15 protein-coding genes are annotated in these 20,560 nt (G+C 65.3%); 9 read left to right on the top strand and 6 right to left on the bottom strand.

Translation table 11 applies throughout. From position 1 onward, the window contains the following. From AC1U2B_RS28370 to AC1U2B_RS28390, 5 genes are all read right to left on the bottom strand, one after another. On the bottom strand, window positions 1–1,115 hold a 1,115-nt coding region (locus AC1U2B_RS28370; RefSeq protein WP_480219403.1), incomplete at its 3' end, for a UCP033725 family protein. Between the two features lie 18 nt (window positions 1,116–1,133). Next, window positions 1,134–2,054 (bottom strand): immunity 49 family protein, encoded by a 921-nt coding sequence (locus AC1U2B_RS28375; RefSeq protein WP_480219404.1) that lies wholly within the window; start codon window positions 2,052–2,054, stop codon window positions 1,134–1,136. A 22-nt stretch (window positions 2,055–2,076) separates the two neighbouring features. Then, window positions 2,077–7,071 (bottom strand): DUF8616 domain-containing protein, encoded by a 4,995-nt coding sequence (locus AC1U2B_RS28380; RefSeq protein WP_480219405.1) that lies wholly within the window; start codon window positions 7,069–7,071, stop codon window positions 2,077–2,079. Window positions 7,072–7,092: 21 nt separating this feature from the next. Next, complete coding sequence (locus tag AC1U2B_RS28385; protein ID WP_480219406.1) at window positions 7,093–7,380, bottom strand: WXG100 family type VII secretion target; 288 nt, start codon at window positions 7,378–7,380, stop codon at window positions 7,093–7,095. Continuing rightward, on the bottom strand, window positions 7,377–8,186 hold the full coding sequence (locus tag AC1U2B_RS28390; RefSeq protein ID WP_480219407.1) for a WXG100 family type VII secretion target: 810 nt from the start codon (window positions 8,184–8,186) through the stop codon (window positions 7,377–7,379). Before AC1U2B_RS28390 ends, AC1U2B_RS28385 begins: the two co-directional genes overlap by 4 nt. A 93-nt stretch (window positions 8,187–8,279) precedes the next feature. Here AC1U2B_RS28390 and AC1U2B_RS28395 point away from each other — a divergent pair, with 93 nt between their 5' ends. The 4 genes from AC1U2B_RS28395 to secA all read left to right on the top strand — a co-directional run bounded on the left by AC1U2B_RS28395 (window position 8,280) and on the right by secA (window position 14,266). Beyond that, entirely contained in the window at window positions 8,280–8,909 is a 630-nt protein-coding gene (locus AC1U2B_RS28395) for a ComF family protein (protein ID WP_480219408.1), read from the top strand. 78 nt (window positions 8,910–8,987) lie between these two features. After that, on the top strand, window positions 8,988–10,394 hold the full coding sequence (dctA, locus tag AC1U2B_RS28400; protein WP_480219409.1) for a C4-dicarboxylate transporter DctA: 1,407 nt from the start codon (window positions 8,988–8,990) through the stop codon (window positions 10,392–10,394). 304 nt (window positions 10,395–10,698) lie between these two features. Then, window positions 10,699–11,370 (top strand): ribosome hibernation-promoting factor, HPF/YfiA family, encoded by a 672-nt coding sequence (gene hpf, locus AC1U2B_RS28405; protein ID WP_480219410.1) that lies wholly within the window; start codon window positions 10,699–10,701, stop codon window positions 11,368–11,370. A 127-nt stretch (window positions 11,371–11,497) separates the two neighbouring features. Further along, window positions 11,498–14,266 carry a preprotein translocase subunit SecA gene (gene secA, locus AC1U2B_RS28410; protein WP_480219411.1) on the top strand — a complete coding sequence of 923 codons (2,769 nt, stop codon included), beginning with the start codon at window positions 11,498–11,500 and terminating at the stop codon, window positions 14,264–14,266. A gap of 8 nt (window positions 14,267–14,274) precedes the next feature. Here the strand turns inward: secA and AC1U2B_RS28415 are convergent, their stop codons facing one another. Continuing rightward, on the bottom strand, window positions 14,275–14,775 hold the full coding sequence (locus AC1U2B_RS28415; RefSeq protein ID WP_480219412.1) for an Rv3235 family protein: 501 nt from the start codon (window positions 14,773–14,775) through the stop codon (window positions 14,275–14,277). A 184-nt stretch (window positions 14,776–14,959) separates the two neighbouring features. Here AC1U2B_RS28415 and AC1U2B_RS28420 point away from each other — a divergent pair, with 184 nt between their 5' ends. The 5 genes from AC1U2B_RS28420 to AC1U2B_RS28440 all read left to right on the top strand — a co-directional run bounded on the left by AC1U2B_RS28420 (window position 14,960) and on the right by AC1U2B_RS28440 (window position 20,389). Further along, on the top strand, window positions 14,960–16,372 hold the full coding sequence (locus AC1U2B_RS28420; protein WP_480219413.1) for a WS/DGAT/MGAT family O-acyltransferase: 1,413 nt from the start codon (window positions 14,960–14,962) through the stop codon (window positions 16,370–16,372). Window positions 16,373–16,391: 19 nt separating this feature from the next. After that, window positions 16,392–17,246: a polyphosphate kinase 2 gene (gene ppk2 / locus AC1U2B_RS28425; RefSeq protein WP_480219414.1), complete on the top strand. Its 855-nt coding sequence runs from the start codon at window positions 16,392–16,394 to the stop codon at window positions 17,244–17,246. 6 nt (window positions 17,247–17,252) lie between these two features. Then, window positions 17,253–17,780 carry a DUF6912 family protein gene (locus AC1U2B_RS28430; RefSeq protein ID WP_480219417.1) on the top strand — a complete coding sequence of 176 codons (528 nt, stop codon included), beginning with the start codon at window positions 17,253–17,255 and terminating at the stop codon, window positions 17,778–17,780. Between the two features lie 111 nt (window positions 17,781–17,891). Next, complete coding sequence (locus tag AC1U2B_RS28435; RefSeq protein ID WP_480219415.1) at window positions 17,892–19,034, top strand: ferredoxin reductase; 1,143 nt, start codon at window positions 17,892–17,894, stop codon at window positions 19,032–19,034. A 95-nt stretch (window positions 19,035–19,129) separates the two neighbouring features. Next, on the top strand, window positions 19,130–20,389 hold the full coding sequence (locus tag AC1U2B_RS28440) for a fatty acid desaturase family protein (RefSeq protein WP_480219416.1): 1,260 nt from the start codon (window positions 19,130–19,132) through the stop codon (window positions 20,387–20,389). Window positions 20,390–20,560: the final 171 nt, after the last annotated feature.

Below are 20,560 nucleotides of genomic sequence, written 5' to 3' on the forward strand. Positions count from 1 at the left end.
ATGATGTGGCTGTCGTCGGTGATGTAGTAGATCGTTGGTGTCTCGGTGGTGGGGTTGAGGCGCCATCCGTCGCGGAGGCGTTCGGGTGTGAGTCCGGTGGTGGGGTAGCCGGGGTCGTGGGCGGCGAGGTGGGCGGTGATGGTGGTGATCGCGTCGTTTCCGGGGAGGAATGGGCTGTCCTGGGGCGAGGGGAAATAGAAGATTTCGTCGGCTTTCGGTACCGGGTAGCCGTATCCGGAAGGGTCGTTGACCGGTACGAGGTAATCGCCCGGCAAGTGGTACGGGACGACCGCCATGGTGAGCCGGGCGGCCTCGATGATGTCGATGTCTGCCCAGACTTCCCCAATGCCGAGGACCTCAGCATTGGGGAAATCACCCCACTCGCTCATGGTCGGAGAGGGCGGCTCGGGGCGCACGATTTTTTGGCGGCGTCCGCCGCCGATGCTTAGTTGAAATTGCGTGCCGGTAATCGCCCTGACCGAGAACGGAGCTCCTTTGTACCAGCAACTGGTGATCACTTCGTAGAAGCCGGTGATATCGGTGGCGCGGACGGTTTTGTAGGCGATTGCAGGTGGTCTCGAATTGCGGTCGTCTTTGGGTTCGAATCCGTCGGGGATCGATTCTCCGGGGTCTACCGATAAGCGGACTTGTTGGCCGTCTTGGTAGCAGCGGAACGCTCGGCCCTGATAAATGCAGTAGTAGTCGCGGGGTAATAGTTGTGTGCCGTCGAGAGTGAGTCTGCGTTGTGGCGTTTGGGTCGGGTTGCCGAAGAGTTCGTCGATGACGGCGCTGACTTGTTCGGGACTGATGGTGGGTGGGGTGAAGTTGCGTTGGTTTAGGTATGCGAGGAATTCGGCGCCGGGGGATAGTCCGTAGTTGCGGACGTAGTAGCTGACCTCGTCGTCCCAGCGCCAGGTGCCATCGGTGCGTTTGGTCAACGGCACTTTGGCGACGGGCGGGTCTAGCCAAGGGTCGATGGCCCTGGCGGTGGTGCGTGCCACGACCGCGCCGGCGTCGAGATAGTCGGCGACGCGTGCGGCGTCCTCGCGGGAGAGGCGTGGGAGTGAAGCGTCGGGCGAAACTCCGTCTGGGGCGCCGGGATCGGGCCGGGACACCGATAAGGCTTTTGTCACCTACTGGTCTCCTTCGGCCTGGCCGTTGGCGGGTGCTTCTCGGCGTTGGCGGCTTTCTCTGATGAATTGTGATTCGGTTGCGCGGTTGGCGAGTATGAGATGTTTCGGGAGGTAGGGTGTTTCGACGGTAATCGCCATGCCCATATCGTGGGCAATGCAAGCCATCGCCAGTGGCCCCCAGGCAATGAATCCTTCGACGTCTCGGCGTCGGTCGGCGGTTTTCGACCAGAATTTCTTGTGGTCTTCGATTGCCCGTGTCAGTCGGGTGTTGAACTGGTCGGCGTCGCCTTGTGTGACGAAATACAGTAATTCGATGGGCGGATACAGCAATAGTAAGAGTAGTTCTGGTTCGGCAATTTTCGCGCGTTCGGGATCAGCACCTTCCATCGCGGTGATGATCGCCTGGACCACGTCGTCATCGCGGCGGACGAACTTCTGGAATGCCTGCACCCAGTCGTAGATGTATGCGTCGTACCCTCCGCCGGAGGCCCGTAGTGTCTCGATGGAGGTATTGCACAATGTCGTTGCGCGGTCGCGTCGGCGGCAGATGATCGCGAAGTACATTGCGGCGAGCCATTTTCCGGCAGTCGTACTGGAGTTTGGTCCGGTGCCGACGGTGGTGATCCGGTCGTCGAAGCCGATGGTGAATGAGATGTCGCGGTCTTTGTTGTTGGCGTTGAGGAACATCGCTGAGCTGGCTTGCATCGCCATCCATGTGGCATCCCAGATCCGTAGCAATGCTGCCTCGGGATCTTCGACCGATGAATAATCCGCGATCCACTTTGAGTACGTGAAGAGCCGCTCCGTCAATCGAGGTTTCGCTTCAATCAGGCCTCGGGTGGATTCGATGTCTTCGATCAGTTCCTGGATTCTCTGTTCAATGTCATCGAGATCGATCGGGTGCCGCTCAATGAGAACCACCGTGGAATCACTCTCCTTTGTTCTAATCCAACGCAAAGCGGTCCATGCGGTACCCGCTATATTCGGCGCCACCTGGGGTGATATCCACCCGTGCTCTTACCAAATAATAATCGAGCTGATCAGTTCCCAATGCCTGGTCCAGACGACGCGCCAATTGTCGTCCTTCCTGCCCATGATTCCTCATCGCATCGATGACACTTGCGGCATACTCGCGATGTCCTTGCTGGTAGTCAAGCCCGTCGAGGCCTTGGCGCGTGCCCAGGTGTCCGCTGGGTCCTTTGGCTTCCACGACGACCACACGAGTTTCGCCGCTCTCGCGGTCCCGAACTTCGTAGACATGGTCGAAAGTTCCTGGCCCCTTTTGCCCGTCGTGTAGTGGTGTCACCTCGAACTGGTTGCTGGGGAATGTGGTCTCGATGGCATGGGTGGCCGCGTGCTCGCCCAACGCCTCACCGGCGGCGGTCTGCTCGGTGAACGCGGCCTGACGCTCGCTGATCGTCTCCGGGGACGCCTCGCCACCGCCAGCACGCTCCGCCTGGTACGCGCCATCCGCGGCAACAACGCGTTCGCGCGCATCTTCGCGGCGGTCAATCAGCCCTTGCGCGTCGCCGCGCTCATGTGAATTGGCCTCGTGAACGAGGGTCTCGCCGTCGGCGAAGGTGGCGCGCTCGTAGCCGTCGGGCACCGCCACCGGGGCGCCGCCTTCGTCGCGGCGGATCAGGGGTACCTGGTCGCCGTCGAAGTCGAGTTGGTTCTCGTTTCTGCGCCGGTACTCCGGCTCGGTGGATGAGCTGTCCTCACGCGGCGAATCTCGAGTGCGCACTTCGTCGTAGTACTTCTCCCGATAACGGGGATCGTCGACCTTTTCCTGCAGGCCGGCTGGTGGGTGCCGCCCCTCCAGGCCATCAATCGGATCCTCCGAGATCTCCCGCCCGGCACGGCTCTGTGGGTCCGCACTATCGGAGCTGTCGCTGGCGTGATGAGCGTCAGACTGGACGTGGTCTGGTCCTGACGAGTCGTGTACCTGCCGTGTGGTGCCGTCGGGCTCGAATTGATGCCAACTGCCGTCGGGAGGAATCCGCGGCACGCGTTCGCCGTCGGAGCCGCGTTCGAAACCGGTGACTACCGGTTGGCGCCCATCTGGGTAGCTCCATACCGGCCGGTCCGGTGCCGTTACCCGTACCCCGAGCTCGCGGGCCAGGTCGGCGGCGAACGAATGGCTTCCGCCGCCGGTGTCACAGGACATCAGTCGGATGGGCGTCTGCCCGTCCCATCCGCTGTTGCGAATCGCATCGGCGAAATCGTGTGGCGAGAGCTGATGCTGATTTCCAGCGCTGTCGTACACCGAGACGCTGTGGTGATCGCCGTGTACATCGACGGTGAACTCGCCGGGGAATCTCGGAACATCGCCGGCCGCCGAGCGCATGTGTGCATCCGCTGGGTCGAAGAACGCGGCGCCCGCGGGAGTCTCGAAAGTGGAGTGCCGGAACGCATCTGTGGCCCCGGCGCTGGAATGTCGATCAGGAGGTGGCCGAGTGTCGCCCAATTCGGGACCTCGGTGCGTGGCATCGGGTGGTTCTGGGTGTGGCCCGTGCTGCGTGGAGTCCGGGAAGACCCAGTCGCCGCCCTTGTGCTGTGGCCAGCCATCGATGACGTGATCACCGGGTTCCTTGGCGGATACCCAGGTGTCCTTATCGGCTAGGTGCGCCACCGTGTGTCGCGATCCATCGGCATCGATGCGCACGAGGGTTGCACCGGGCTGCCATGCGCCCGTTGTGAGTTGATACTCGGGGTTGAGCCCGTGTCCAGCGCCGGCGTACCCCGTGCCGGTATGAGGGGGTGCTCCGCTGGGCAGATCTGCGCTCCGAGGGTCAGTGATGCCAAGGTGTTCCGCGACGTGTTGGTTCGGTACCGAGAACCGGCCCGACTTGAGCTCGCCTTCGATGACATAGGCGTGATCAGTGGTGGTGAAAACCTCGTACGGTGAACCATGTCCGTAGTCGAGGCGCAGGCCTCGTAGTAGGTCAGACGGGGTCCGTAGCTCATGTGCGTCTGCCCTGACGGAGATACACCCGCCAACGGTGTTTGCCTGGTAGTGAGGGTTCGTGCTGTAGGGCGCGCCAGGGTTCCGGACTTGATTCAGAATCGAGTCCACGACGCTGTCGCCGACGACCTTCTGAATTGTGTCGTGGAGTCCGGGATGCGGATGGGCCATCCGCGCCTCGTACATCACCTGCAGTTGCTGATGAGTGAAGTGCTCGGCCAAGTGTTCGCGACCCACTACCGCGGCCGTTCGTTGCCAATCGATGAACTCGTTCAGGGTCACCCCGTGCCGGTCTAGCACCGGCGTCACCGCATCAACAGGGTCCGGCCGCGGAGCATCAGGTCCGTCGCCGGCATGGTTTGGTGTACTGCTCGGAGCGTGGTCCTCCGGATGAGGGCCCGTCGGTGCGGGCTGCGGTTGTTCGGCGGCGGGCCGCGGATTCTCCGCTCCTTGACCGGAGCGGGGGCCCGTATCGCGATCAGGCTCTGTCGGATTCGAGGGTCGCTGAGGTTGCTCGGTGCCAGGCTGCTTGCGCTCGGGAAGGTGTGATTCTCCCTGCGCCGCAGCAGGTTTCACCGGAGGGCTGGGGTTGGGGTCGCGTGCCGGGCCAGCGGCGTCGGTTCGTTCTGGTGTCCGCTGCGGCGTCGGGTTTTTCGCGGTGGCGTCGCGTGGGGTGGGGGTGCCCGCGGGCCGCTCCGCGTTGTGGGTTGGGGTGTGACTACTGGTCGGGCTCGGGCTGTGGCCACCGGGGGAATGGTGGCCCATGGGACCGATAGGGCCGCCCATGTTCATCGCGTTGGCCAGCGAGTTGGGGGAGGTGCTGGTGCCGGTGTCACGGTGGGCCGGAGCGTCGGTCACGTGCGATGGCTCGGTGTGGTCGGCGCGGTGCGTACTGTCGGTGGCGGGTGCGTCGTGAGTGCGGGAATGGTCTGTGGGGGAATGGTTTTCGCCGCCGCCGGGATGCTCGCCGGCATTGGGGTGGCGCTCCGCTCCAGAGGCGTGATCACTGGGGCGGCTATCGCGGTCGCTGTGGTGCCCGGTGTCGCTGGGGGAGTGGCCGCCGGTTTCGCGGGAGCTGGGCGTGTCGTTGCTGCCCCGCTGATCGTGTGCGGGTGAACTATTGCCCTGGTCGTGCGTGCTTGTGTCCGTCGAGGTTTGGGGAGAATGCTGCGATTGCGACGGCCCAGACGACGAATCCGATGGGGTGTGGCCGGCGGCGGGCGGCTCACTCGATCGCGGCCCGTCGGAGCTGGGGCCGTGCGAGCCCTGACCGTTGGTGCCGGGACCACTGCTCGATTGCGGCCCGTCTCCGGAATGTGTTGGTCCACCCGATGATTGGGGACCGTCGTGACGAGATGGCCCCGAATCGGCGGGGCCCGATGTCCGCTCCGGCGGGCCGGAATGCTGCCCGGGACCATCCCCGCCGGGCCGTACCGGGGTGTGATCAGGACCGGGTGGGTCCGGTGGCCCACCCAGCCCACGCGGTGTACCCCCAGGTGAGTCACCGATCGTGGGCGGCCGCGGGGCGTCACCGATCTCGGGCATCGCCCCGGCGTCAAAGCGTGGAGCCTGGGTGTGGCTGCCGAGATCGCTGAGGCCTTCTAGACCTTCGTGGTCCCCGGCGTCGGTCGAACCGCGGCCGAGGGATCTGAACTTGGCGAGGTCGGACAGCTTGCGTTCTCCACTGGCCAGATCTTTGGCGAGCTTTGCACCTTTGGCCACTGACCCGGTCTTGCTGAGAGCCCCGCCGGGAACGAACAAAGACCCGATGTTGAAGCCCGCTTCACCCAACGCCCGCCCGGGGTGATCGCCCGACCATTTTTCGTACGCGATGAACTGTTTCCCCATCGCGATGAGCACGTCGTCGGTCTTCGACGGATCTTTGGCGATCATTGTGGCGACGTCGTACATCCCTTTCCAGGTGTCGAAATCAGCCAGCGACACAAGCCCTGAGATGGTCCCGACCAGCCCAGATATGAGGCCGACCTGCACATCGGTGTAGAACTTGATCCCGTCGGCAAGAGCGCCGCCGATGTCCTCTCCAAACGCAGCGATCAGCGCCGGGCGGATCAGTTTCTGGAACGCGTCGGCCGCTTCGCCGAGCAGTGTGAGGGCTTCCCCCAGCAGTCCGGTGATCGCTTTGACGTTGGTTTGAAAGTTGTGCCACAACGCCTTGATGTTGTCGGCGACCTCCCGCACAAGTTTCATCCCGTCACCGGTGAGGATGTCTTTCGCGGCGTCGAACAGGCCGTCGAGGGATAGCCGGTTCAGAATTCTGCGAATAGCGTCCTGGGTTTCCTGCACCCCGTTCGCATATTCCTCGACCGTCGTGGCGACGGTGCCGGAAATCGTCGCCAAGTTGGTGATGTGGTCGCCGAGGGTGGTGAGCGACTCCGTCATCTTCCCGGACTCGTCGATGTGTTGGGCGCCGACCACTGCCTTCGGTGCAGTAAGCATCGACTCGAAGACTTTGAACCCGTTGGCGAAGTTGCGCCACTGCGCGGCAGTGACTTTCATCAACCCGGCATGACCGTTGGGCCACGTGTTCACCGGCAGGAACATCGTGATCAGGTTCCATTTCGGCGGCGGCGGAACCAGCACGTTCTGCGGCACCCGCGCGGCCTGCCCCGGGTGGGATTCCTGTGGAGCCGGGCCGAGCCCTCCCGACGGCCCCGTCCCGCCGATCGTGGATGCCGCATCAGCGTCGCGGTAGTTGTAGCCCGATGCCATCAGTCGGTAGCCGACACTCTTGAACGCGTTCGCCGCATTGGCCAACGCGTTGGTGAACTCCTGGCTTTGCCGCCCGTACTGCACGCCCGCGTTGAACCCGGCGAGGTCGAAACCCGAGGCCAAACCATCGGCGACCATCGGCTTGACTGCCTCTGACAGCGCACTCAACTGCTCCCCGGCGGTCAGCACAAGCTGACCCGCGGCGATCAGCGCATCGGGTTCAACTTCAATGCGGCCGGGCACCGCATCCCCCATCGACCGCGACTAATCCCACATCTCTCCGTTTTGGGTGGCGGCGCCGTTGTAGTTCTTCTTCGCCCCGGCAAGAACGTCCTTCAACTTCGTCAGCTGCTCGTTCATCAGGCGAGCGCCGTCCTCCCACTGCTGCTGGAATTGGGCTTGGGCATCCGAGGCCTCGCCATGCCAGGTCGCGCGCAGCGTGGCCATCGCTTGGTCGACGTCCTCCAAGACTTCTTGCACGGATTTCCCGAACTGCTCCATGTGGGTGATCGCGCCCTCCATTGCCGCGAAATCGACGACCAGCACGCTCATACCTCCTGGCCATCAGCGGGTCGTGTCTGCGGCCGCGCTGGACGTGGACTGACCGGCGAGTCGACGGCCGCGTCGACCGGTCCGGTGGGTGCGGCAGCAAGCGGGCCATCGACGACGGGAGCTTTCAACCCCGGTTGCTCACCCGATGGCCCTGCCGCGCCATCGGTTTCGCCGTCGCGATCCTTTTCTTCCTTGTCCCTGTCGTCTTCGTCTTTGCCGGTCTTGCCGTCGTCGGCAACATCCTTGCCGGCGGAATCGGCGCCACCTTGTTGGCCTTGCGTCGCGGCCTGCACGATCCCGGTGGCCAACTGGGCGGCCTGTCCTAAGGCCTGGGACATCCCGCCGGCCACCTGACCGACCTGTCCCAGCGCGCCGACCATCTGCTGAGCCAGACCCGCCAGCTGCTCAGCTCCACCAGCGCCGCCAGGCGCACTACCGGACTGGGCCGCACCGGCACCGGCACCCGAACTGCTGCCGGAACTACCGCCACTGGCAGCAGCACCTCCGCCCATCGTTGACTGCAATGCTCCCGCGTTGTCGGAGTCGCCCTTGGCGTATTCCTTGCCGGCCAGCGACAACATGTCACCCATCGACTGCAACCCCCGCACCACCTGGCCTGCGCCGTTGTGCCAGCCGTCCCATGCCGTCCCGAAAGCTGTTGCCGCGCCGCCCTTCCAGCCTGATCCCAACAACTGCGTGGTCTCCAAATCCACGCTGGAAAGCGCGTCCTGCAGTTGCTGCGCCGCGTCTTTCATCCGTGCCGAGGCAGCCATCAACGCCGACACCTCAACTTCGAGCCGCCCCATTTGCCCCCCAATTCAGTCGATTCCCAGCATATGGCCAGAAACGGGGGTGAACCGGCGCCAAATGGTGTCGTACCCCCGCGTCATGATGACCTCATGCTCGACCTGGTCCTGCCTGTCGAATGCGGTGGCTGCGGTGCACCGTCGACCCGCTGGTGTGCCGCCTGCGCGGCGGAACTGACCGTCCGCCCCGACGAGCCGCACGTGGTCACGCCGCGCGCGGACCCGGGGGTGCCGGTCTTCGCGCTCGGGCGCTACGCCGGGGCCAGAAGACGCGCGATCGTGGGACTCAAAGAGCACGGCCGCACCGATCTCGTCGCGCCGCTGGCGGACGCGGTCGCCGCGGCCCTGCGGACGCTGATCGCGTGGGGCCTGATCGTGCCGCCGCTGACGGTGGTGCCCGCACCGACCCGGAGCCTGGCCGCCCGGCGCCGCGGCGGCGACCCCGTCGCGAAGATCGCGCGCGCCGCGGCAGCGGGTCTGCCGGGTGTCGCGGTCGAGCCGGCGCTGGCCATGCGAGCCTTCACGCGCGACTCCGTCGGCCTGTCCAGCGCACAGCGTCAACGCAACATCACCGGCCGGGTCCGGCAGCGGACTCCGGTGGCGGGTGAGGCCGTCGTGTTCGACGATGTGGTGACGACGGGCGCGACGGCGGCTGAGGCGGTTCGGGTCCTGCAAGTTTCCGGAGCGCAGGTGTCAGCGGTGCTGGCCATGGCACACGCCTGAGAATCGTATATATAGACCGGTACAGCGCCGTAGCCCGCGATTAACGGCCAGGCAACGAGTGCGCCCTAACTTCGGCGGATGACGACGACCATCGACCCGCCGAAGAGCGAGATGATTCGGCTGGCCAACAAACCGCCTTGGTACACCTCACTTTTCGTCCAGCTTCTCGTCGCGATTGTCGCCGGCATTCTGGTCGGCTGGGTGTGGCCCGATATCGGTGCTGGCTGTAAACCGTTGGCCGACGGCTTCATCAAGCTGATCAAGATGCTGATCGCGCCGATCATCTTTTGCACCGTTGTGCTGGGCATCGCCCATGTCGGTGACCTGAAGTCGGTGGGCCGGATCGGTGTCAAGGCACTGGTCTATTTCGAGGCCGTGACCACCTTCGCGCTGATCTTCGGACTCATCATCGGGAACCTCGTCAAGCCCGGCGCCGGGTTCAACATCGACCCGCAGACCCTGGCGACGGGCGCGGACGCGATCGCGAAGAAGACGAAAAACGGCGAATTGCCGCACACCGTCGAATTCCTGCTGAACATCATCCCGCACTCCGTCATTTCGGCGTTTGCGGAGAACGCGCTGCTGCAGGTGTTGTTCTTCGCCGTGCTCTTCGGCCTGGCGTTGGCCAAGTTCGGGGAGACGGGCCCGCCGGTGATCCTCGAATTCGTCGACCACATGAGCCACGTCTTCTTCACGATCATCGGCTGGATCATGCGGCTGGCGCCGTTCGGCGCGTTCGGCGCGATGGCCTACATCATCGGCCAATACGGGATTTCGTCCCTGGGCAGCTTCGGCAAGTTGATCTTGTGCTGTTACTTGGCCGCCGCGCTGTTCATCCTGATCTTGGGGGCCGTCGCGAAGGTCTTCGCCGGGGTCAACCTGTGGAAATTCATCGTCTACATCAAGGATGAGCTGTTCCTGGCGCTCGGCACGGCATCCACCGAGGTGGTACTGCCCCGGATCATGGTCAAGCTGACCAATGCCGGCTGCTCGCGGACCACCACCGGTCTGGTGGTGCCGACCGGGTACTCATTCAACCTCGACGGCGCCACCCTCTACCTGTCGATCTGCATGCTGTTCCTGGCGCAGGCCCTCGGTGTCGACCTCACCCTGGGGGAGCAGATCACCGCCGTCTTGATCCTGATGCTGACCTCGAAGGGCATGGCCGGAGTACCTGGATCGTCCTTCCTGGCGTTGTCGGCGACTGTCGCGGCGATCGGCCACGGTGCCATCCCGGTGGCCGCGGTGGCGCTGCTGCTGGGTGCGGACCGCATCATGGACTCGATGCGGGTTTCGGTGAACCTGCTCGGCAACTGCGTGGCCACGTTCGTCGTCGCCAACTGGGAGGGTCAGCTCGACAAGGACCGGATGCAGAAGGTGCTCGACGGCGACGAAGTGCCCCCGCTGGAGGACGCCGATCCGATGAGCGGGGCAACCGTTGCCGCGCCCGAACAGGATGCGGTGTCCGCCGGGCTGCGCGAGTAGGCGAGCACCGGCGCATGGACGCGATCAGTGCGACATCAACTCGATATGAAGTTCTCAAAACCGGTATGCGAAATCGGTGGCACGACTAGGTGAACTCGGACTACCGTCGGCTGCAACGACCCGTGAAGCCTCACGGCGGTACCGGCATATTCACTCGGTACCAAAATCGCTGACAGCGGTAGGAGGTGAGTACTTCAACACCTCGCGCCGGGCTGCGGCGACTTGCAGACCCGCTCGGCGCGTAGTTCAGACCGTGTGCAAGAAGCGCACACGCACACTGCGAGAGAGAAGCGAGTTGCCAAGCATGTCAACCCAATCCGTGGATTCTGCCCGCTCGACCATGTTTGCCGACGACACAGAGCCTGCGCCCGAACCGCACGCCGACGTTGTCGTCAAGGGCCGTAACGTCGAAGTCCCCGAACATTTCCGCATCTACGTTTCCGAGAAACTCTCCCGATTGGAGCGTTTCGATCGCACCATCTATCTGTTCGACGTCGAACTCGATCACGAGAAGAACCGACGCCAGCGCAAGAACTGCCAGCACGTGGAGATCACCGCCCGTGGCCGTGGACCGGTCGTACGTGGCGAAGGGTGCGCGGACAGCTTCTACGCGGCGCTCGAATCGGCCGTCGGCAAACTCGAGAACCGGCTGAGGCGCAGCAAGGACCGCCGCAAGATTCACTACGGCGACAAGACCCCGGTAGGGCTCGCGGAGGCGACGTCCATCGTCCCGCCGGAGGACCTGCCCGCAACGCCGAGCCAGGCCGCCTCCACCGACCTCGATGACCACGTTCCGGGTCAGGTGGTCCGTGTCAAGGAGCACCCGGCGAACCCGATGACGGTGGACGACGCGCTCTACGAGATGGAGCTGGTCGGACACGACTTCTTCCTGTTCCACGACAAGGAGAGCGATCGGCCGACGGTGGTCTACCGGCGACACGCCTACGACTACGGATTGATCCGACTGGGTCAGTAGCCCGACCAGTGCGCCCCCGGCCGAACCGCGGGGGGCGCACTCTTATCTGCGGATTCCCCCGGTCACCTACGATGGTCACGTCTAACCCGCTGACGTATATCCGTTCCAGACCCACAGGGGAAATAGCGTGCTGTCGAAGTTGCTCCGCATCGGTGAAGGTCGCATGGTCAAGCGCCTGCAAAAGGTCGCCGCCTATGTCAACACCTTGTCCGATGACGTCGAGAAGCTGTCGGACGACGAGCTGCGCGGCAAGACCGACGAGTTCAAGAAGCGCATCGCCGACGGCGAGTCGCTCGACGACCTGCTGCCCGAGGCCTTCGCCGTCGCCCGTGAGGCGGCCTGGCGCGTGCTGGACCAGCGCCACTTCGACGTCCAGGTGATGGGCGGCGCCGCGCTGCACTACGGCAACGTCGCCGAGATGAAGACCGGTGAGGGCAAGACCCTGACCTGTGTGTTGCCGGCCTACCTCAACGCGCTCGCCGGCAAGGGCGTGCACGTCGTCACCGTCAACGACTACCTGGCCAAGCGCGACAGCGAGTGGATGGGCCGCGTGCACCGCTTCCTCGGCCTGGAGGTCGGGGTGATCCTGTCGCAGATGACGCCGGAAGAGCGTCGCGCCGCGTACAACGCCGACATCACGTACGGCACCAACAACGAGTTCGGCTTCGACTACCTGCGCGACAACATGGCGCACTCGACCGACGACATGGTGCAGCGGGGCCACAACTTCGCCATCGTCGACGAGGTCGACTCGATCCTCATCGATGAGGCCCGTACCCCGCTGATCATCTCGGGTCCGGCCGACGGCGCGTCGAACTGGTACACCGAGTTCGCGCGGATCGCGCCGCTCATGGAGAAGGACGTCCACTACGAGGTCGACATCCGCAAGCGCACCATCGGTGTGCACGAGGCCGGTGTCGAGTTCGTCGAGAACCAGCTGGGCATCGACAACCTCTACGAGGCCGCCAACTCGCCACTGGTCAGCTACCTGAACAACGCCGTCAAGGCCAAGGAACTGTTCCAGCGCGACAAGGACTACATCGTCCGTGACGGCGAGGTCGTCATCGTCGACGAGTTCACCGGCCGCGTGCTGGTCGGCCGCCGCTACAACGAAGGCATGCACCAGGCCATCGAGGCCAAGGAGCACGTCGAGATCAAGGCCGAGAACCAGACCCTGGCCACCATCACGCTGCAGAACTACTTCCGCCTCTACGACAAGTTGTCCGGCATGACCGGTACCGCCGAGACCGAGGCCGCCGAGCTGCACGAGATCTACAAGCTCGGCGTGGTGCAGATTCCGACCAACCGCGAGATGGTGCGGCAGGACCAGTCCGACCTCATCTACAAGACCGAAGAGGCCAAGTACATCGCCGTCGTCGACGACGTGCAGGAGCGCTACGAGAAGGGCCAGCCGGTCCTGATCGGTACCACCAGCGTGGAGCGGTCGGAGTACCTGTCCAAGCAGTTCACCAAGCGCCGCATCCCGCACAACGTGCTGAACGCCAAGTACCACGAGCAGGAAGCGAGCATCATCGCCGAGGCCGGCCGGCTGAAGGCCGTCACCGTCGCCACCAATATGGCCGGTCGCGGTACCGACATCGTGTTGGGCGGCAACGTCGACTTCATCGCCGACGCGCGCCTGCGCAAGCGCGGTCTGGACCCCGTCGAAACCCCCGAAGAGTACGAAGCGGCCTGGCACGAGGAGCTGCCGAAGGTCAAGCAGCTGGTCGAGGAAGAGGCCAAGAAGGTCCGCGAGGTCGGTGGCCTGTACGTGCTGGGCACCGAGCGCCACGAGTCCCGTCGTATCGACAACCAGCTGCGCGGTCGCTCCGGCCGTCAGGGGGACCCGGGCGAGTCCCGGTTCTTCCTGTCGCTGTCCGACGAGCTGATGCGCCGCTTCAACGGTGCCACCCTCGAGGCGCTGCTGACCCGGCTGAACCTGCCGGACGACGTGCCGATCGAGGCCAAGATGGTGACCCGCGCGATCAAGAGCGCGCAGACCCAGGTCGAGGGGCAGAACTTCGAGGTCCGCAAGAACGTCCTCAAGTACGACGAGGTGATGAACCAGCAGCGCAAGGTCATCTACCGCGAGCGCAAGATGATCCTGGAGGGCGACGACCTTTCCGGCGAGGCGCACCAGATGCTGGTCGACGTCATCACCGCGTACGTCGACGGCGCCACCGCCGAGGGCTACGCCGAGGACTGGGACCTGGCCAAGCTGTGGGAAGCGCTCAAGACGTTGTACCCGGTCGGCCTGGACCACCACGACCTGGTCGACTCCGACGCGATCGGCGAGCCGGGCGAGCTGACCCAGGAAGAGCTGCGCGACGCCCTGATCGCCGACGCCGAAAAGGCTTACGCCAAGCGCGAAGCCGACCTGGAGGCCATCGCCGGACCGGGTGCCATGCGGCAGCTCGAGCGCAGCGTCCTGCTCAACGTCATCGACCGCAAGTGGCGTGAGCACCTCTACGAGATGGACTACCTCAAGGAGGGCATCGGCCTGCGTGCCATGGCGCAGCGCGACCCGCTGGTCGAGTACCAGCGCGAGGGTTTCGACATGTTCACCGGCATGCTCGACGGGCTGAAGGAAGAGTCGGTCGGGTTCCTGTTCAACGTGCAGGTCGAGGCACAGCAATCGCCGCAGGTGGCCCCGGTCGCCGCGCCGCAGGGGCTGGCGCAGTTCGCCGCCGAGGCCGAGCAGAGCGCTGCTGAAGAGCAGGCTGCACCGGCTGCGTTGCGCGCCAAGGGAATCGAGACCAAGGCGCCGGCCATGACGTACACCGGTCCGGGCGAGGACGGGTCCGCCGAGGTCCGCCGTGAGGGCGGCCGGCACGCGGCCGGTCCGGGTTCGCGTCGGGAGCGTCGGGATGCCGCGCGCAAGCAGAAGCGCCGCTGACCAACCGGCTAACCCAGCTGCAGGGCCACGAATTGCCAACGCCCGCCGACGATTTCGATGCGGCCGGCGGCGGCGTGCAGTCGTGGCCCGCGGCTGAAGGTGGCGAACACTTCGACCGCCGTGGCCAGCCCGTCCTGTTCGCGGGCGGTGCGTAGCCGTACCCGCCGCAGCACTGCCACGCCGTCGGTCCGGGTGTGGCGGGGCCAGGACGACATGGCGTCGAACAGCGTCGCGGCGACCAGTGGCCGCAGCTGCGCCATCGGCCGGCGCCGGTCGCTGACCTCCAGGACCCGGCGCAGCACGGTATCGGCGAACACCAGCGCGGCTGCGGGCGGCCCTGCCTCGAGCAGACATTCGACGGTGGATTCGGCAGTGCCGTCCGGTCCTCGACCGGACACCACACGCAGCCGGTTGACGGCACGATCCGTCGTGCCCGTCTCGATCGGCGTCGGCTCGTAGTCGACGATCGGCGCCGTCAGATCGATGTCGATGCGGGTCGATGCGGTCATGACAGTCTCTCCAGCGATAGGTCCGGTGTGTGCGGCGCATCTGCTGGAGAGTTGCAGACCGCTAAATCATCGCACCGGTTTCACCTGGCGCTCGACGCCAATTCGCCAGTCCGGTGCTGCGCGGGACAGGCCCCGGGGATACCGTGACGGAGTCCTGCCGGAGGTGTGAGGAGGAGCGGGCTGCATGGTGACCCGGTTGTCGGCGTCAGACGCGTCGTTCTACGGGCTAGAAGACTCATCGACACCCATGTATGTCGGGACGCTGTCCATCCTGCGGCGGCCGCGGGCCGGCCTGAGCTACGAGACCCTACTGGCGAACGTCGAGGCCAGACTCCCGCAGATCCCGCGCTACAGGCAGAAGGTCCGCGAGGTCACGCTCGGACTGGCCCGGCCGGTCTGGGTCGACGACCGCGACTTCGACATCACCTACCACATCCGCCGTTCGGCGCTGCCGTCTCCGGGCAGCGATGCCCAGCTCCACGACCTGGTGGCCCGGCTGGGGTCGCGGCCGCTGGACAAGACCCGGCCGCTATGGGAGATGTGCCTGGTCGAGGGGCTCTCCGACAACCGCCTCGCGATCTACACCAAGACCCACCAGGCCCTCGTCAACGGCATGACGGCGCTGGAGGTCGGGCACGTCATCGCCGACCGGACCCAGAAGCCGCCCGAGTTCGGTGAGGACATCTGGATCCCGGGACGCGAGCCCAGCGACGTCTCGCTGCTGCTGGGCGCGATCGGTGAGTGGATCACCCGGCCGACAGCCCAGTTGGCCGCGGTGCAGTCCGCGGCGGCGGACATGATCTCCAGCACCGAACAGTTCGTCGAGGCCGGCCGGCGGGTTATCGACATGGCCCGCACGATGGTGCGGGGCACCGCCCCGAGCAGCCCACTGAACGCCACCGTCTCCCGCAACCGGCGGTTCACCGTCGCCAAGCACGAGCTCGAGGAGTACCGCCAGCTGCGGACCCGCTTCGAGTGCGACGTCAACGACGTGGTGCTGGCGGTGGTGACCGGCGCGCTGCGCAACTGGTTGATGTCGCGCGGCCAATCGGTATCGACGGGCCTGACGGTGCGGGCCATGGCGCCGATGTCGGTGTACCCCGAGACCGACCACCTGGAGTCCGCAGGCCCGGGGCAGGCGATCAGCGAGGTGACGCCCTTCCTGGTGGACCTGCCGGTGGGGGAGAACAACGCGCTGGTCCGGCTGTCCCAGATCGCGCACGCGACCGAGACCCAGGCCACCACGACCACCCCGGTCGACGCGCGCACCATCGTCACGCTGTCGGGTTTCGCGCCGCCGACACTGCACGCCATGGGCACCCGCGTCGCGACGAGCTTCCCTGCGCGCCAGTTCAACCTGTTGATCACCAACGTGCCGGGCGCGCAGAAGCAGATGTATGTCGCGGGCACCAAGCTGCTGGACACCTACGCGGTGCCGCCGCTGCTGAACAATCAGGTGCTGGCGCTCGGCATCACGTCCTACAACGGCAGCCTCTACTACGGCATCAACGCCGACCGCGAGGCCATGAGCGACGTCGACGTGTTCCCCAGCCTGCTGCGCGAATCACTCGACGAGCTGCGGGAAACCGCGCGCTGATTCCACGAAGGGGGTAGGGGTGGCCAAGGAAGGCAAGGACCGGAAGCGCGCCAAGAAGGCCCGCAAGATCCCGAATGACGTCTACGAAGCCGAGATTTTCCGGCTGCAGACCGAGCTGGTGAAGCTGCAGGAGTGGGTGCGCGCCACCGGCGCGCGCGTCGTGATCGTCTTCGAGGGCCGCGACGCCGCGGGCAAGGGCGGCACCATCAAGCGCGCCACCGAATATCTCAGTCCCCGCATCGCACGGGTCGCGGCGCTGCCGGCGCCCAGTGACCGGGAACGGGGCGAGTGGTACTACCAGCGCTACATCGCGCACCTGCCGGCCAAAGGCGAGATCGTGCTGTTCGACCGGTCCTGGTACAACCGGGCCGGTGTGGAGAAGGTCATGGGGTTCTGCACCCCGCAGGAACACGCGCTGTTCCTGCGGCAGACCCCGATCTTCGAGCAGATGCTGATCGACGACGGGATCATGCTGCGCAAGTACTGGTTCTCGGTGTCGGACGCGGAGCAGCTCAAGCGGTTCCGGTCTCGCATGAACGACCCGGTGCGCCAGTGGAAGCTGTCGCCGATGGACCTGGAGTCGGTGTACCGCTGGGAGGACTACTCGCGGGCGAAGGACGAGATGATGGTCCATTGCGACACCCCGCAGAGTCCGTGGTTCGTCGTCGAATCGGATATCAAGAAGCACGCGCGGCTGAACATGATCGCGCATCTGCTGTCCACGATCCCGTACACCGCGGTCGACCACGCGAAGGTGGAGCTGCCCGAGCGGCCGGTGGTGACGGGCACGTACGTCCGGCCGTCGCGTGAGCTCACCACCTATGTGCCAGATCACGTGGCCGAGCTGATGGGCGATCCCGAGAGATCCCTTTAGAGTGCCCTGGTGCGCGTCTACATTCCGGCGACCCTGGCCATGCTCTCGCAACTCGTGGCCGACGGCGCGATGCCGGCCCGCAGCGGTACCGCGTTCGCGGTGACGCCGACCCTGCGTGAGGCGTACTCGCACGGAGACGAGGACGAGCTCGGCGAGATCGCGCTGCAGGAAGCGGCGCTGGCGTCGCTACGGCTGCTCGCCGGCGAGGGCGTGGGCGAGGCCGGTGGGGAAGGCGAGGAAGGCGGGTTGCCGCCGCGGCGCGCGGTGCTGGTGGCCGAGGCCGACGGGGCCACCGTGCGCCCCGATCTGGACGACGCGGTGGTGCGGCTGGCCGGGCCGATCGCGTTGGCCGACGTGATCGCGGTGTACGTCGACAACTCGACGGCCGAGCCGGCGGTGCTTGCTGCGGTGGCCGCCGTCGACGCCGCCGACCTCGGTGACGAGGACGCCGAGCTCACTGTCGGAGATGCTCAGGATCATGATCTGGCGTGGTACGCCGCTCAAGAGTTACCGTTCTTGTTGGAGCTGCTGTAGCCCTCGGATGTGGCCGGCAGGGGTAGCTACTTGCGCGTAGGTTACGGTACCGTAGGTTAGGACGAGCTGGTCGGGACGCGACCAGTGGTGACCACCTGAGCGGGAGTGAACGTGGCCAAGAACGACATCAAGATCTCGGCCAATGTCGTCAACACGGTGCGGCCCACGGTGGCCGGCGCCAAGGAACGGCCGGGCTGGCATGCACTGCGCACCATCGTCGCGCGGATCACCACACCGCTGCTGCCGGACGACTATCTCAAGCTGGTCAATCCGCTGTGGTCGGCGCGCGAGCTGCGCGGCAAGGTCGTCGACGTCCGGCAGGAAACCGAAGATTCGGCGACCCTGGTGATCAAGCCGGGCTGGGGCTTCTCGTTCGACTACCACCCGGGCCAGTACATCGGCATCGGCCTGCTCATGGACGGCCGGTGGCGCTGGCGTTCGTACTCGCTGACCTCGAGCCCGGTGGAATCGCACAGCGACCACACCATCACCATCACGGTCAAGGCCATGCCCGAGGGGTTCCTGTCGACCCACCTGGTCGGTGGCGTGGCGCCCGGGACCATCGTGCGGCTGGCGGCGCCGCAGGGCGAGTTCGTCATGCCGGACCCCGCGCCCGGCAAGGTGCTGTTCCTGACCGCCGGCTCGGGCATCACCCCGGTGATGTCGATGCTGCGCACCCTGGCGCGCCGGGACCAGATCACCGACATCGTCCACCTGCACTCGGCCCCGACCGAGGCCGACGTCATCTTCGCCGACGAATTGGCGCAGCTGGCCAAGGATCACCCGAGCTACCAGCTGCGGGTGCGGGCCACGCGTACCGAGGGGCGCCTGGACCTGACCAAGCTCGACGGCGAGGTCGCCGATTGGCGGACGCGGGAAGCGTGGGCGTGTGGCCCGGAGGCCATGCTCCACGACGCCGAGCGTGAGTTCGAAGCGGCGGGGCTCGGGGTGCGGCTGCACCTGGAGCGTTTCGCGGCGTCGCGCGCTGCGGTCGACGGCACCGGCGGTTCGGTGACGTTCGAGCGCAGCGGCAAGACCGTCGTCGCCGATGCGGCGACGTCGCTGATGGAGGCCGGTGAACAGGCTGGCGTTCGGATGCCCTTCGGCTGCCGGATGGGCATCTGCCAGTCGTGTGTAGTGAGTTTGCTGGAGGGTCACGCGCGGGATCTGCGCACGGGTGAGGAACGAGAGCCCGGAAGTCGAGTGCAGACCTGCATTTCGGCTGCGGCCGGCGACTGTGTGTTGGATATTTAACCCAGCAGCAGAATTGGGAAATCTAAAGTTAGCTGGCTAGAAACCTACTATGCCGTAGGTTACGCTAGCGTAGGTATTTGGGAAGGAGGTCGACAATGGCAGTGACTGATGTACCGGAATTCGTGCACCTGACCGAAGCTGATATCGAGGCTTTGGGCAATGAGCTCGACGCGATCCGCCAAGATATCGAGGAATCCCGCGGCGTCCGCGACGCGCGCTACATCCGCCGCACCATCGCGGCACAACGTGCTCTCGAGGTAGCCGGGCGCCTGCTGTTGTTGCGCAGCTCGAAGCGGTCGTTCTGGTGGGCCGGGGCGAGCACGCTGGGCGTGGCCAAGATCGTCGAGAACATGGAGATCGGCCACAACGTCATGCACGGCCAGTGGGACTGGATGAACGATCCCGAGATTCACTCCTCGACGTGGGAGTGGGACATGAGCGGCGCGTCCAAGCACTGGCGGTTCACCCATAACTTCATGCACCACAAGTACACAAACATCCTGGGCATGGACGACGATGTGGGCTACGGCGTCATCCGGGTCACCCGCGATGCAAAGTGGCGGCCGTTCAATCTCTACGGCAATCTGCTCTTCAACACGCTGCTGGCGATCGGTTTCGAGTGGGGCGTCGGCCTGCAGCACCTGGAGCTCGGCAAGATCTTCAAGGGCCGCGACGACCGCAAGGCCACGATGATCCGGGTGCGGGAATTCGGCGTCAAGGCTTCGCAGCAGCTGACCAAGGATTACATCGCGTACCCCGCGATCACGTCATTGTCGCCGGGTGCCACGTTCAAGTCGACGCTCAAGGCCAACGCGGTGGCCAACGTCATCCGCAACGTGTGGTCGAACGCGGTGATCTTCTGCGGCCATTTCCCGGACGGCGCAGAGAAATTCACCAAGACCGACATGGTGGGTGAGTCGCGCGGCCAGTGGTACCTGCGCCAGATGCTGGGCAGTGCCAACTTCAACTCTGGTCCGGTGCTGCGCTTCATGAGCGGCAACCTGAGCCACCAGATCGAGCATCACCTGTTCCCGGATCTGCCGAGCAACCGGTACGCCGAGATCTCGATCCGGGTGCGGGCGCTGTGCGAGAAGTACGACCTGCCCTACACCACCGGGCCGTTCCTGGTGCAGTACGCCAAGACCTGGCGCACCATCGCCAAGCTGTCGTTGCCGGACAAGTTCCTGCAGGACACCTCGGACGATGCGCCGGAGACCCGCAGCGAGCGGATGTTCGTCGAGCTCGACGAGAGCTTCGGCGCCGTCGACCCGGCGACCGGCAACAAGCGCGGTCTGAAGACGGCCATCCGCACCGTGCGCAGCCGTCGTGCGGCCAAGCGCATGGCTGCGGCCTAGCAACGCGAGTGAAAACCCCCAAAACTGAAGTGCTCCCCAGAAGTTGGACTGAGAAGTTCAGTTCCTTGTTCTGGGGAGTACTTTTTTGCATCCTCGTAGTTCGTTGACCGAGGGGCAGCGTGGTGCGGTTGTCGCGTTGTTCGAGCAGGGGTGGCGGTATCACGCCACGGC

Source organism: Mycolicibacterium sp. P4_G11, assembly GCF_056555145.1.

Bases quoted from the DNA above. Each gene is read 5' to 3' on its own strand.
- AC1U2B_RS28415 (WP_480219412.1), bottom strand. From the start codon at position 14,775: ATGACCGCATCGACCCGCATCGACATCGATCTGACGGCGCCGATCGTC.
- AC1U2B_RS28395 (WP_480219408.1), top strand. From the start codon at position 8,280: ATGCTCGACCTGGTCCTGCCTGTCGAATGCGGTGGCTGCGGTGCACCG.
- AC1U2B_RS28385 (WP_480219406.1), bottom strand. From the start codon at position 7,380: ATGAGCGTGCTGGTCGTCGATTTCGCGGCAATGGAGGGCGCGATCACC.
- hpf (WP_480219410.1), top strand. From the start codon at position 10,699: ATGTCAACCCAATCCGTGGATTCTGCCCGCTCGACCATGTTTGCCGAC.
- AC1U2B_RS28420 (WP_480219413.1), top strand. From the start codon at position 14,960: ATGGTGACCCGGTTGTCGGCGTCAGACGCGTCGTTCTACGGGCTAGAA.
- dctA (WP_480219409.1), top strand. From the start codon at position 8,988: ATGACGACGACCATCGACCCGCCGAAGAGCGAGATGATTCGGCTGGCC.
- AC1U2B_RS28390 (WP_480219407.1), bottom strand. From the start codon at position 8,186: ATGGGGCGGCTCGAAGTTGAGGTGTCGGCGTTGATGGCTGCCTCGGCA.
- AC1U2B_RS28440 (WP_480219416.1), top strand. From the start codon at position 19,130: ATGGCAGTGACTGATGTACCGGAATTCGTGCACCTGACCGAAGCTGAT.